This is a genomic window from Lacrimispora sp. (genome assembly GCF_031982545.1).
GTDB lineage: Bacteria > Bacillota > Clostridia > Lachnospirales > Lachnospiraceae > Lacrimispora.
The window spans coordinates 674,915-688,999 of the sequence record NZ_DALYXB010000001.1 but is presented as its reverse complement, the minus strand read 5'-3'; the positions used below and the strand labels follow the sequence as shown (position 1 = coordinate 688,999).

Annotated in this window: 13 protein-coding genes; all 13 read left to right on the top strand. The window is 38.5% G+C overall.

Annotation, left to right across the window (positions count from 1 at the left end; genetic code table 11):
- Positions 1-126: 126 nt before the first annotated feature.
- Positions 127-681, top strand: coding sequence for a TetR/AcrR family transcriptional regulator (locus tag ABS301_RS03320; protein ID WP_349670846.1), 555 nt, complete (start codon positions 127-129; stop codon positions 679-681).
- Positions 682-1,065: 384 nt separating this feature from the next.
- Positions 1,066-3,078: a ribosomal protection-like ABC-F family protein gene (abc-f, locus tag ABS301_RS03315; RefSeq protein WP_349670845.1), complete on the top strand. Its 2,013-nt coding sequence runs from the start codon at positions 1,066-1,068 to the stop codon at positions 3,076-3,078.
- A 134-nt stretch (positions 3,079-3,212) separates the two neighbouring features.
- The gene (locus ABS301_RS03310) at positions 3,213-4,097 is read left to right on the top strand and encodes a fructose bisphosphate aldolase (protein WP_349670844.1); all 885 of its coding nucleotides are present in this window, start codon (positions 3,213-3,215) and stop codon (positions 4,095-4,097) included.
- A gap of 12 nt (positions 4,098-4,109) precedes the next feature.
- Complete coding sequence (gpmA, locus tag ABS301_RS03305) at positions 4,110-4,874, top strand: 2,3-diphosphoglycerate-dependent phosphoglycerate mutase (RefSeq protein ID WP_349670843.1); 765 nt, start codon at positions 4,110-4,112, stop codon at positions 4,872-4,874.
- A gap of 179 nt (positions 4,875-5,053) precedes the next feature.
- Entirely contained in the window at positions 5,054-5,674 is a 621-nt protein-coding gene (locus ABS301_RS03300; protein WP_349670842.1) for a TetR/AcrR family transcriptional regulator, read from the top strand.
- Positions 5,675-5,755: 81 nt separating this feature from the next.
- The gene (locus ABS301_RS03295) at positions 5,756-7,507 is read left to right on the top strand and encodes an ABC transporter ATP-binding protein (RefSeq protein ID WP_349670841.1); all 1,752 of its coding nucleotides are present in this window, start codon (positions 5,756-5,758) and stop codon (positions 7,505-7,507) included.
- Positions 7,504-9,234 carry an ABC transporter ATP-binding protein gene (locus ABS301_RS03290; RefSeq protein WP_349670840.1) on the top strand — a complete coding sequence of 577 codons (1,731 nt, stop codon included), beginning with the start codon at positions 7,504-7,506 and terminating at the stop codon, positions 9,232-9,234. The genes ABS301_RS03295 and ABS301_RS03290 overlap by 4 nt, the downstream gene beginning before the upstream one ends.
- Before the next feature lie 39 nt (positions 9,235-9,273).
- A complete protein-coding gene (locus ABS301_RS03285; RefSeq protein ID WP_349670839.1) occupies positions 9,274-9,651 on the top strand; it encodes a metal-dependent transcriptional regulator in 378 nt (125 codons plus the stop codon).
- Positions 9,652-9,715: 64 nt separating this feature from the next.
- A complete protein-coding gene (locus ABS301_RS03280) occupies positions 9,716-10,687 on the top strand; it encodes a helix-turn-helix domain-containing protein (RefSeq protein WP_349670838.1) in 972 nt (323 codons plus the stop codon).
- A 150-nt stretch (positions 10,688-10,837) separates the two neighbouring features.
- Positions 10,838-11,779: an ABC transporter permease gene (locus tag ABS301_RS03275; RefSeq protein WP_349670837.1), complete on the top strand. Its 942-nt coding sequence runs from the start codon at positions 10,838-10,840 to the stop codon at positions 11,777-11,779.
- Entirely contained in the window at positions 11,780-12,580 is an 801-nt protein-coding gene (locus tag ABS301_RS03270) for an ABC transporter permease (RefSeq protein ID WP_349670836.1), read from the top strand.
- The gene (locus ABS301_RS03265; RefSeq protein WP_349670835.1) at positions 12,577-13,371 is read left to right on the top strand and encodes an ATP-binding cassette domain-containing protein; all 795 of its coding nucleotides are present in this window, start codon (positions 12,577-12,579) and stop codon (positions 13,369-13,371) included. Before ABS301_RS03270 ends, ABS301_RS03265 begins: the two co-directional genes overlap by 4 nt.
- On the top strand, positions 13,350-14,081 hold the full coding sequence (locus tag ABS301_RS03260; RefSeq protein ID WP_349670834.1) for an ATP-binding cassette domain-containing protein: 732 nt from the start codon (positions 13,350-13,352) through the stop codon (positions 14,079-14,081). The genes ABS301_RS03265 and ABS301_RS03260 overlap by 22 nt, the downstream gene beginning before the upstream one ends.
- Positions 14,082-14,085: the final 4 nt, after the last annotated feature.

Sequence of the window (14,085 nt, the reverse complement as noted above, 5' to 3'; positions counted from 1 at the left end):
TTTCAACACGTGTTTGGTACTGTTAGTGTACTGATTTGTGACTGGAGTTTCAATGGTTATGTTTATTCCAATTGTTGAAAACTCAACATAATATACTGATTTGTTGAATGACTGAAGGAGAACGCTGTGGATAGAAGAATTAAAAAAACAAGGCAGTTGATTATGGATACCTTTATCGACCTGCTATCCGAAAAAGAATTTGAGAAAATTACCATCAATGACATTGCAGAACGCGCAGATATAAACCGTGGAACTGTTTATCTGCATTATATGGATAAATACGACCTACTTGACAAGTGTATTGAAAAATATATTGAGCTGTTGCTAAATCACTGTGCCAATAGTTCCAATACCACTTTGGAGGCCGGTGCAATTCAAAGTGTTTTTGAATATTTGGAGAAAAATTTTACGATCTACAAGTTGCTACTTAACAACGAGGGGTTTGGTTTTTTCCGTAGTCGCTTATATGTAATTATTGCACAAACAGTAACCGAGGTTATAGGGAAAAAGTCAGAAAACAACAAATTTTCAAATGGTATCACCACTCATTTTTTGGCCTCCGGGTTTATTGGAGTATTGGAATGGTGGATCAATAATTCCATGCCTTGCAGTGTACAGGAAGTTACTACGCAGCTCTTGTTCCTGCTGGAACCATACACCAGGCACCTTGCATCACACTGACCTACGGCTTTACTATAGTAATCCCATATCTGCTAAAATCCTCAAAACACTTGACGGGATATATTTTCTGGCTTATTATAAAAGAAATATAGTATTTTTAAACGAGGAAAGGTAATAACAAATATGAACTCCATACTTAAATGGGCAAAATTGGAATCTATTATGATCGCATTATTTCAGGTTAAGGCTAGAAGTGCGTCCAAATTTAATAGATTTAAAGTTAACCATATAAGATTTTTGGAGTATTCAGATTAATTTCATTTGTTATTACGGTGATAATTATAAGAATTGCGACCCAAAGCTTATTGGCTTTGGGTTTTTTTGCGTTTATTTTTAAGAGAAGTCAGAATCAGGTTTTAATTAAAAGAAAGGTCAGGAAGAGTCATGATAGAATTAAGTATTAATAATTTAACGAAATTTTATGGAGCAAACAAGATATTTGAAACAATAAGCTTTGAGGTGAAAACCGGGGAGAGGATTGGGTTAATTGGTAAGAATGGGTGTGGGAAAACCACAATTATGAAGATTGTTATGGGTAAGTTTAAGGAAAGTAATTTAAATTTACAGGGAACGAATGAGAATACGGAGCAGGTGAAGGCTGGAGAAACTTCGTATGTAGAGGAAACCTTTGAAGATCATCAGGCTGGTGAGGTAAATCTTCGTAAAGGGGTTAAGGTAGGGTATTTAAATCAGATCCCTGTTTACAGTGAAGATACCAAAGCCATTGATGTAATTCGCATGGCATTTGAAAAAGTTACTGATTTAAAGAGACGGCTGTCAGAGCTTGAAGAGATGCTTCAGACTTTTTCAGGTGAGAAACTTGAAAAAGCACTGTTAAGTTACGGACGGCTCACGCAGGAGTATGAGATAGCCGGAGGATATGAGCTGGAAACGAAGATAAACAAGATAACAGAAGGACTTAAAATTAATGATAATTTAAAGCAGCTGCCATTTCACAGTTTAAGCGGCGGAGAAAAAACCAGAGTGATTCTGGCAAAGATACTTCTTGAGGAGCCAGATATTCTGCTTCTTGATGAACCGACCAACCATCTGGACTTAGAAACCACAGAATGGCTGGAAAGTTTTTTGGAGGATTATAAAGGTTCTGTCCTGATTATTTCCCATGACAGATATTTTCTAGATCATGTTGCTATGAAAATCGTGGAGTTAGAGTTTAGCCGGGCCAATATTTATCTGGGAAATTATAGCTATTATGTACTGGAAAAAGAGAGGCGGTTCTTAATTGACTACAGGAATTATATCAATCAGCAGAAAAAGATCGAACAGATGGAAAAACAGATTGAGCGCTACCGTATCTGGGGAAATATGAGAGACAGTGAAGCGATGTTTAAGCGGGCAAAAGAATTGGAAAAACGTCTGGAAAAGATTGAAGTATTGGAAAAGCCGGTCCTTGGAAGCAGGAAGGTGCGCCTTAATCAGGATAGTGGAAACCGTTCCGGAAAAATGGTATTGGAAACCCAACACTTAAGCAAGAGTTTTAGTGATACCGTATTACTAAAAGATATTGATATGAAAGTTTATTATCAGGACAGTGCCTGCATTATTGGGAAAAACGGATGCGGCAAATCCACCTTACTTAAGCTGATATTAGGAGAATTAAAACCAGATTACGGAACGGTAAAAATCGGCGCGCAGGTGAAAATCGGTTATCTGCCCCAACAGGTTGTTTTTGAAGATGAGGACCAGACCATACTTGAGTACTTTTCAGGTTTTCACAATATTACTTATGAAGCTGCAAGAAACCAGCTGGCAAGAGTTTTATTCTTTAAGGACGATGTTCATAAGAAAATAAGATTTTTATCCGGTGGGGAGAAGAGCCGATTAAGATTATGTTCTTTAACCTTTGAAAAAGTGAATTTTATGATTCTGGATGAGCCTACCAATCACTTGGATATTGATTCCAGAGAAGTGCTGGAGGAAACTTTATCCGCATTTGAAGGTACCCTGTTATTTGTATCCCATGACCGGTATTTTATCAATAAAGTCGCAGGTAAAATCATGTCATTTGAAAATAACCGTCTTATCACTTATCCGGGAGACTATACTTATTATCAGGAAGAATTGCAAAAGGCGGGAAGATGTGAGGACCTGTCAAATGATAAAACCAGAGCTCTCTCTAATGAAAAAAAGCCGTCCATTGGGACGGTAGTGAATCAATACAGCGGAATGGAAAACAGATCAAGAAAGTTGAATACGAAAAAGTCAGATATTCTTGAGAGTGAAATTGAAGCCATAGAAGCTGCATTAAAAGAGCTGGAACAAGAGATAAATGATAATAGTACCAATTTCTCATATTTACAGGAACTATTCTTGAAAAAAGAAACTATGGAAAAAGAACTGAATTGTGTATATGATAAATGGGAGAACTGTCAGTAATACAATTTATATCAACTGTATTCTTGACATACAAATAAAAAAGATGCATACTTGATATATATAATTGGTTAGCAATGGCTAACAGTTTAAACGAAGTTAAATAGATTTAGAAGATAAAGGAGGTTATGTATAACATGAAAATAGAACAATTAGAACGAATGAAGTATGGTGCAGGATTCATTGCAGCGTTGGATCAGAGTGGAGGAAGCACGCCGAAAGCTTTGAGAGACTATGGAATTGAGACGTCTAAATACCATACAGAGGATGAAATGTATGATCTGATTCAGCAGATGAGAAGCCGGATTATCGTAAGCAAGGCATTTTCGTCCAACCATATTTTAGGGGCGATCCTGTTTGAAAAAACAATGGAGCGTAAAATTGACAACCTTTATACTGCGGATTATCTATGGGAGAAAAAAGGGATTGTCCCATTTCTGAAAATTGACAATGGACTGGATGAACAAAAGGACGGGGTTCAGTTGATGAAGCCCATTCCTAAGCTGAATGAGCTTTTAAGCAGAGCGGCCGCCAAAAACATTTTTGGAACAAAGATGCGTTCCGTTATTCATGAAGCGAACAGGACCGGTATTCATGCGATTGTAGAACAGCAGTTTGAATTAGGACAGAAAATCTGTGATGCCGGATTTGTACCAATCGTGGAACCAGAGGTAGATATTCATAGCAGCAATAAACAAGAAGCAGAGGAAATGCTGGTTGCAGAAATTAAAAGCCATCTGAAAAAACTGGATGATTCAATGAACATTATGCTTAAGGTGTCTATTCCTTCTGTGGCTGGAACGTACAATGATCTAATGAATGATCCAAGAATTGTGCGGATTGTGGCACTATCCGGTGGTTACAGCCGTAAAGAGGCAGATGAATTGTTGAAGCAGAATCCAAAACTGATAGCCAGCTTTTCCAGAGCACTTCTGTCTGACCTTTCTGTAAAGCAGACACAGCAGGAATTTGATGCGGCATTATTGAATTCAATTATTGAGATTTACGAAGCATCCTTATAGGAGGGATTGAATATGAGTCATCAATTAGTATTACTACGTCATGGAGAAAGCATTTGGAATTTAGAAAATCTGTTTACTGGTTGGACGGATGTTGACTTATCAGAAGCCGGCAAAGAGGAAGCAAGAGAAGCTGGCCGGTTGTTTAAGGAGCAGGGATATGAATTTGACCTCTGCTATACCTCCTATCTGAAACGTGCAATCCATACGCAGAATTTCGCCTTGGAGGAAATGGATGCAGAATGGCTCCCTGTAATAAAGGCATGGCAGCTTAATGAGCGCCATTATGGGGCATTACAGGGATTAAATAAGTCTCAGACGGCTGAAAAATATGGAGAAGAACAGGTGAAAATCTGGCGGCGTTCTTTTGATGTACAGCCACCGTCTTTAGAACCCCAGGATCAAAGAAATCCGGCGCATCAGAAAGCATATCATAATGTAGCAGAAAACGAATTACCGTTAGCAGAAAGTCTGAAAGATACCATTGCACGGGTTATTCCCTACTTCGAAACGCAGATCAGACCACAGCTTATAGCAGGAAAAAGAGTACTGATTACGGCTCATGGAAATTCCCTGAGGGCACTGGTAATGTATCTGGAGCATCTTTCCCAGGAGGAAATCGTGGAGCTTAATCTGGCTACGGGCATCCCATTGGTATATGAGCTGGATGATACACTTTCGGTTATAAAAAAGCAGTTTTTAGGAAATCCTGATGTGATTGCCACAAAGATGAAGAAGGTAGCAAATCAGGGAAAAACAAAAACAATAGAAAGACATTGAATGTTGTTAAATGAAAACTTAACATAATAGATCCCCAAACCAAGTATCAGTGGGTTTGGGGATTTTATTTTGCGTATAGTAAAATCAGAATATACAGAATTTACTTGACAATTTAAAATAAAAGCACTATATTTAAAACGGTGTTATGAAACACTGTTTTGAATGCAGGAGGATAATTAATGGCAAAGCAAATCGAAGGCGTTTATGAAAAAGTGTATGAATGTGCGAGGAAGGAATTCTTAAGCAAAGGATTCAAGGATGCCTCTCTTCGGACCATTGCACAGGAGGCGGGTACCAGTACAGGGTCCATATATACACGTTTTCATAATAAAGAAGGATTGTTCCACGCCATCGTATTTACGGTTGTGGATGAATTAAAATTATGGTTCTTAGATGTTCAGGAGTCATTTCACAATAAGGATTCCCAGTATCAGAAGAATAATATGTTCCATTATAGTAGTATGGAAGCTGAAACATTCGTTGCTTATATTTATGACCACTATTATGAATTTAAACTATTATTAGAATGTGCGGAAGGAACAGAATTTTCTAATTTTTTAAATGAACTGGTGGAGATTGAAATGGAGTATACCGTCAAATACATGGAAGCCACTAAGGATGATGCACTTAAAAATGAGATGGTTACATCAGAATTTCTCCATATTGTAACAAGTGCATATTTTTCTGGAATATTTGAAATGGTGCGTCATGATATGAAACGAGAAGATGGCATGCGGTATGCAAAACAGCTAAGAGAATTTTATTATGCCGGGTTTGCTAAAATTTACAATTGGAAATAAGTGAATCCATGCCTGAAATGCGGGGTTACCCGCAATTTTTTAAAACATAAGGTTAGATAAAACTAACCAAAAGGAGGACATATGGAACAAAAAAATCAAAGCCCGCTAAGACGAATATGGGCATTGGCAAAAACAGAACATAAAAAACTGGAGTTTGCAATTTTCATGGCAATTTTAGGGGTATTGTCCGGTTTTATTCCTTATTTTTGTGCTGGAATAATTATTATCAAGTTACTTAATCAGACTGCCAATTTGTCTGACTGCATTCCCTGGCTTGCCCTCGCCTTAGTTGGCAGCATAGGAAAAGTACTGCTTACTACATTTTCAACTGCCTTGTCTCATAAGGCGACTTTTGCAGTACTGGCAGAAGTACGAAATAATTGCGTACATAAACTGGCAAAACTGTCCATGGGAACATTGCAGAATCAATCGGTTGGAAGATGGAAAAGTATTTTGGTTGACCAGATTGAGAGCATGGAAACAACACTGGCACATCTGTTTCCAGAAATGACTTCAAATATTATATCACCGTTACTGCTGATAATTGCACTGTTCTTTCTTGATTGGAGACTGGCATTACTATCCATGGTAACGATCCCAATTGGCATGATATTTATGATGACTACGATGAAAACTTATCCGGCAAAATATAGGGAATCAGTTCAGATTGGTAAGAAAATGAATGACTCCATTGTAGAGTATATCAATGGAATAGAGGTAATCAAGGCTTATAATCAGGGGAATGAAGCGTATGCCGGTTATGAGGAAGCTGTGAATGCCAATGCGTCATTTTTTTATAACTGGATGAAAAGTACACAGTTTGGTATGGCGTGCTATCGGAACTTCAGTCCTGCTGTTTTGATAGGGGTATTGCCTGCGGGATTAGCGTTTTACTTAAGAGGAAACATTACCTCTACTGATTTAATCATGGTTATAATATTGTCCATGGGAATTGTTGGACCGATTATTGCTGCTACAAATTTTATCGACTCCCTGGCACAGGCCGGTACTATAATCGAGTCCATTGAAACTATTTTGAATGCACCAGAACAACATCATCCCAAGGAACCTGCTGTACTTGCAGGAATGGATATTGAAATGAATCATGTTTCTTTTGCTTACGAAAAAGAACAGGGAAATATATTAACTGATATTACATTAAAAATACGCGAAGGAACGGTTAATGCTTTTGTAGGGCCCAGCGGAAGTGGAAAATCAACGATTACAAAGCTGATTGCGGGTTTCTGGGATATTGAAACAGGTAGTATTCAAATTGGTGGAAAAGAAATCAGTGAAATTCCACTGACACAGATTGCAGATCAGATTGCATATGTATCTCAGGATAATTTCCTGTTTGATGATACCATTCGGGAAAATATCAGAATGGGTAAAGAACATGCAACAGATAAAGAAGTGGAAGCGGTGGCAAAAAAAGCAGGCTGCGATGCTTTTATACGAGGGCTTGAACATGGGTATGAAACAAGAGTTGGTGGAGGAGGCACGCATCTTTCCGGTGGCGAACGGCAAAGAATTGCCATTGCGAGGGCTATGTTAAAAGACGCTCCAATTGTCATACTGGATGAAGCGACTGCTTATATTGACCCGGAAAATGAAGCGGTTCTTCAGAAAGCAATCTCAAAATTGGTAAAAGGAAAAACATTGATCATGATTGCACATCGATTATCGACAATTGTTGATGCAGATCAGATTCTTCTGGTGGATCAGGGACAAATACAAGATACGGGAACCCACCAACAATTATTACAAAAATCAGAATTATATCAGAAGATGTGGAATGCACATATAGGAGCAAAGGATGGTGAATTGGTATGATAGAAATTTTTCGTAAAATATGGCTGTTTGCTGGCGAAGAGCAAAAAAATATCCGCAACTCTATCCTTGTGGGATTTTTAAATGCAATCTTTCATATGTTACAGATTGGAGCGATTTTTTTAACCATTCAGGCACTGGTTGAAAAAGATACAAAGAATACTATCATATGGTATGTGCTGGGACTTATGATTGTTAGTATTGCAGGTAAAATTGTCACAAATTATTTTTCCCAGCTTCAACAGACACATGCAGGATATTTTATGGCCGCTAATAAAAGGATATTTATTGGAAACAAAATGAAATTAATACCAATGGGTATTTTTAACCAAAGTAGTCTTGGGATTATTACAGGAATCAGTACAACGGTCTTGGGAGACGTGGAAACGACTGCACCAATGGTCATGGTTCTGACTTTAGGTGGGTTTATCACTACCATTGTATTTACCATTTACATGCTGGTCTTTGACTGGAGAATGGGAATGATTGTAGCGGCGGGTATTCTTTTGTTCTGCATGATTACTTCTGCTATGGAAAAAAAATCAAGAGATACAGCTCCAAAAAGACAAAAAGCCCAGGCGGTACTTGTAGAAAACATATTAGAAACGATTCAGGGAATGGGAATCGTAAAATCCTTTAATCTTAGTAAAATCGATGATAAGAAGGTAGATAAAGCAATAGAAAACAGTAAAAACACCAATCTGGCTATGGAACAGCTGATTACACCTTATACCATTATGCAGGAAGGAATATTACGGATATTCAGCGTGATCATGATGGCAGCAGCATTGTATTTTTACTTTGATGGAACCATGCAGCTTACTTATTCCCTGATGTTTATCGTTGTTTCTTTTATTATTTTTGAACAGATAGAATCAGCAGGACATGGTGTGTCAATTCTACGTGTTTGCGGCAGTTCTATCGAGCAGGCAAATCAGATGGATGAGGTACCATTAATGGACGAAATAGGGGGAATCATAAAGCCGGAAAATCATGAAATTACATTTGAACATGTAGATTTTTCCTATGAGAAGAGGCAGATTTTAAAAGATATGAATCTTCAGATTAAGAACAAAACAATGACTGCCATCATTGGGCCAAGTGGCTCTGGAAAATCCACAATCTGTAATTTAATTGCAAGATTTTGGGATGTAGATAATGGAAAAATCATGATTGGTGGAAAAAACATAAAGGATTATACTCTGGAGTCCTTAATGGACCAAATCAGCATGGTGTTTCAAAATGTATATCTTTTTGGTGATACCATTGAAAATAATATTCGCTTTGGAAGGCCAGATGCAACCAGGGAAGAGGTCATAAAGGCAGCAAAAAAAGCGTGCTGTCATGAATTCATTAGCAGTCTTCCCAAAGGGTATGATACGTTAGTCGGAGATAAGGGTTTTGCACTTTCCGGAGGAGAAAAGCAGAGAATATCTATAGCAAGAGCTATTTTAAAGGATGCCCCAATTATCATTTTTGATGAGGCGACAGCCAATGTAGACCCGGAGAATGAAGCGCATTTACAAAGAGCTTTTGAAGAACTGACCAGAAATAAAACAATCATTATGATCGCACACCGATTAAAAACAGTCCGGCATGCAGATCAGATTCTTGTAGTAGATGGAGGGAAAATTGTACAAAAAGGAAAACATGCGGAACTAATGAAACAGAATGGAATATACAGACGCTTTGTTGGGGAAAGACAAGAAGCTGTTTCCTGGAGTGTTTAAAGATCTACATTTAGATAAATATAAAGATATGAGGTGATGATGGCGGAGTTAGGCAGATCACAAGAGGACTATTTAGAAGCTATCCTGATTTTAAAAATGAGAAAAGGCGAAGTTCATTGCGCTGATATAGCAGATTTTATGAAGTTTTCCAGACCAAGTGTATCCTATGCTATAAAAGAGCTTCGTAAGAAGGAGTTCGTGCAAATGAATAGGGATGCAAGTCTTGAATTGTCAGAAAAAGGAAGAGTGCTGGCAGAAAAGATTTATGAACGTCATGAATTCTTTAAAAAAGTACTCATCGAAGCAGGGGTGCAACAAGATATCGCTGAAAAAGAAGGCTGCTTTATGGAACATGTTTTATGTGATGATAGCTTTCAAAAATTGAAAAAGCATTGGAACGAAAAAAGTAGGAAATAAATTTGCAGGTGCATACGTCGCTATGGACGGGTGCACCTACTTGTAGAGATGGATAAGGCAACGGATGAATGACAGACAAATAACGGATTTTTTTAATTCAGAGGTACAAAAGACAGTGAGTGAAGACGGCTGTTCTGTATATAAGATGCAAAATGAAACAGGAGAGGGCGTTATTACAAGATACGAAATATTGCATGGAATTGAACTATTCTATAATGATTTTCATATGAAAGATGGACAGAATGAAAATAAACTTCCACACCCTGATGTGCTTGAAATCAATCATTGCAGAGAAGGGAGGTTTGAGTGTGTTTTTAGTAATGGTGATTGTCAATATATTGGAGCAGGTGACCTTGCAATCAATCGACTAACAAATGAAACCATATCTACCACATTTCCATTATCCCATTATCACGGAATTTCTATTACGATTGATTTGAATAAAGCAGTAACCACATTAAAGCAGGTTGAAAATGTGCTGGGTGGACTGCACATTGATTTGTGTCAGATCGCGGAGCGCCTTTGCAGAAAAAATACTTGTATGGTTCTGCGAAGTCATAACTATATTGAACATATTTTTTCTGAGTTGTATCGAGTTACTCCAAAAATGATAGCCCACTATTTGAAAGTCAAAGTATTAGAGCTGCTTATGTTTTTGAATGATGTCCAGGTTTGTGAATATGAGGAGGAACGTCGATATTTTTCAAAGAATCAGGTACAAGTGATAAAACAAATGCAAGCATGCATGATTTCGGACTTAAATAGGCATTATACATTGAAAGAACTTTCCAATAGATTTGATATTTCTCTTACTTCCATGAAAGTGTGTTTTAAAGGTGTTTATGGGTGTTCTATCTACTCTTATATGAAATCATATCGTATGCAGGCGAGCATACTTTTATTGCGCAGCACTACACAAAGCATTACAGAAATTGCCATGAAAATGGGCTATGATAACCCAAGTAAGTTTTCAGAGGCGTTTAAAAAAGAATTTGGAGAATTGCCGTCCGAATATAGAAAGAAGTTGTCTAAATAGTTGGATAATGGTCCGTTCAGAGTGGCAAATTAACCTTTAATTGTATAAACTTTTATCTGCGAGAGCGGATGACTTTCGAGCGCTATAATGCGCTCCTTTTTTTGAGTGCAGGTTAGCTCAACCTAACTAAAGCTGAGGAGGTGAATGTACATGAAACAGAGTATGAAAAAGTATATTCTAAAAAAACTGATTGAGTTGATATTTACATTATTTTTTGTGACGCTGCTTTCGTTTCTATTGATGCGCCTCTCAGCCGTTGATCCAGCAACTGCATATGCGAAGCGAATGATAGGAAGTCCAACAACAGAACAAATCGAAGCAATACGGATACAGTTGGGATTTGATAAACCTTTACTGATTCAATACGGATCCTGGGTAATTGATTTACTTCACTTTGATCTTGGAACATCACTGGCAAATGGACATGAGGTTTGGAAGGATATTGCAACAGCTTTTCCCAAAACACTTGGAATTGTTTTCCTGGCATCAGTATTTCAAATTATTACTATTATTGTGTTGAGCTGTACCACATTTTTGTTACCCTGGAAGATTCCTAAAAACGCCCTGCAGATCATTTGTATTTTAGGTGTGTCTATCCCTTCTTTTTACTTGGCAACGGTATATTTAGATTTCTTTGCAGTAAAAAAATCACTGATTTCTGTGACAGGGAATACCAGTTTTCTCAGTTACATATCGCCGGCACTTTGCATTGGGGTATTTGGTGCTTCCTTCTATATCCCGATGTTAATGGATGCACTGGACCATGAAAGTAATGAAGACTATGCATTCTATGCCCGTTGCCGTGGGCTGTCGGAAAGCAGACTTTTATTTTACCATTTTCTCCCCAGAGCCGCAGTTGGGCTGATTCCTAACTTTCTGCAGAGTATAGGTCTGGCGCTGGCAAATGCAACTGTAATTGAGCAGATTTTTTCCATACCGGGATTTGGTTATTTGATTGTCAATCATGTATTGGATCGAGATACGCCTATGATTCATGCAGAGGTGTTCTTCCTTGCTCTGGCTATTGCCCTATGCAATATTGCTGCAGATTTGATTCAGTGGGCAATTCAAATAAAAAAGGAGGTGGCATAAGTGAAAAAGAAGAGAGCAGCACACAGTCTTTCCATTTTAATTACCATGCTTGTGCTTGTGTTATTTTTAATCGGATATCTATTTGCACCTAATAATCCGATGGAATCTAATCTTTTGACAAGATTTCAAAAACCGTCCATTACGTACCCGTTTGGTACCGATCAATTAGGCCGATGTATTTTCTCACGAATTCTTTATGGAGGCTGGACAACACTTGGAATCGTGCTGGGCGGATCGATGATCGTCTTTTTGCTGGGGACAATCATCGGTATGGCAACAAGCCGTGCAGTAATGAAAGGCAATACTTTAATTGACGGACTCATCAATGCAGTCACAGCAATACCGCCTATTGCATACCTGATCGTATTTATAGGCGCATGGGGGAGTGGAGCGAAAACCACGTTATTTGCGCTGACCGTATCCTATATTCTTCGCTATATTAAACTGGTGCGAACCCGCATTGATATGGAAACAGGAAAAGCCTATGTTATGTGTGCAATTGCTTCAGGAGCTTCAAAATTACGAATATTGATGATTCATATCCTCCCTAATTTAATTGCGGAAATGATACGCTTTCTCTGTTTATCTTGTGCAGACATGATACTGGCAATTACTGCTTTCTCCTTCATTGGATTAGGATTGGGAGATAGTGTTGTAGATTGGGGCAGCATGATTCTGGATGCGCGTGGTGCAATGGTTCTCCATCCTGCCATGATTCTGTACCCGATTGGTGCCGTTATTTTATCGACGATTTGTTTTAATATTCTGGGCAGGCGATTGACAGAAATGGAGGTGACATGATGTTGAAAATCAACCAACTAAGTGTAAAGGAAAAAACAGGCCGTCTCCTGTTGGATCAAGTGTCATTGGAAATACCTTCCGGGGCAATCATTGGACTTACCGGCCATAGTGGTTCAGGAAAAACCACATTACTGCGAAGTATATTTGGAATGCTGCACTCGGACTGTCAAATTAAAGATGGTAAAATTTCCATGGATGACACAGATTTACTCTGCCTGTCCCGCAGGGAGCATCGTGGCGTGTGTGGGAAAAAGATTGGTTTTATACCCCAGAACCCAATGACTGCTTTTGACAGCCGATTGAAAATAGGCTATCAAATTCAAGAGACTTTTCGAAGACGGTTAAAGTTGAATCAAACCGATGCAATTGCACTGGCAATTGAAAAACTGGATTTGGTCAATTTAAAGGATACACAAAGAGTGCTGAATGCATATCCTGATGAACTTTCAGGAGGGATGCTGCAACGAGTGGCTGCAGCCATTTTATTAGGAATGTCACCCGATTATATCCTTGCGGACGAGCCAACGGCTGCACTGGATGAAGAAAACCGTAATCTGCTGTTAGATGTGTTGGGAAAGAAAATGCAGGATAAGGGCATTCTGTTTGTTTCCCATGATGTGGACGCACTCCAAAATTTTTGTGATAATGTTTATGTGCTTGGAGCAGGAAGGGTAATTGAACAAGGCAGTATGGATCAACTATTAACGAAACCGCAAACGGATTGGATGAACCGATTCGCTAGTTTAAGCAGGATTGAAAGTAGAGGTAGATGGGAGTGGGAGAAATTGTAATACAAAATGTCAATCAGATTTATCGTAGTGAAAAACAAGGTACATTTCATGCGCTCTGTGATATTAACATCCACTTGGAGAAAGGTGAAAATCTGGCGATAGAGGGGGAAAGTGGTTCTGGTAAAAGTACGTTGGCAAGATTGCTGGTTGGTATGGAAAAACCCACATCCGGAACTATTTTGTTAGATGGTGAAGATATTACACAGTGGAATTATCGTACTTGGAAAAGCCATCGCAGAAAGATACAAGCCGTATTTCAAGATTCTTCCGGTACACTAAATCCAGCAAGATCAGCATTTTCTAATGTTGAAGAAGCGCTGATTAATTTGACTTCCTATAACCGAAAAGAACGAAAACAACGTATCTATGATTTGATGGATGCTGTCCACATGGATCATAAGCTGCTGGATACCCCAGTGCGACGTCTCTCAGGCGGAGAACAGCGCCGCCTATCGTTGCTTCGGGCCATGGCTATAGAGCCTGATTATTTAATCATGGACGAAGTGACAAGCGGTCTCGATTTGATTTCAACCGATGCCGTACTTACCTTAGTAGAGAACGCTTCAAAACTGCACCGCTATTCCTGCATTTTTGTAACGCATAGCCGGAAAGATGCTATGAGAATTTCTGATAAAATTGCAATTATGCAAAAAGGAAGGATTGTGGAGCAAGGGCATCTGATAAAAGAAACCTCAACACAGAAAGGATAGAAAT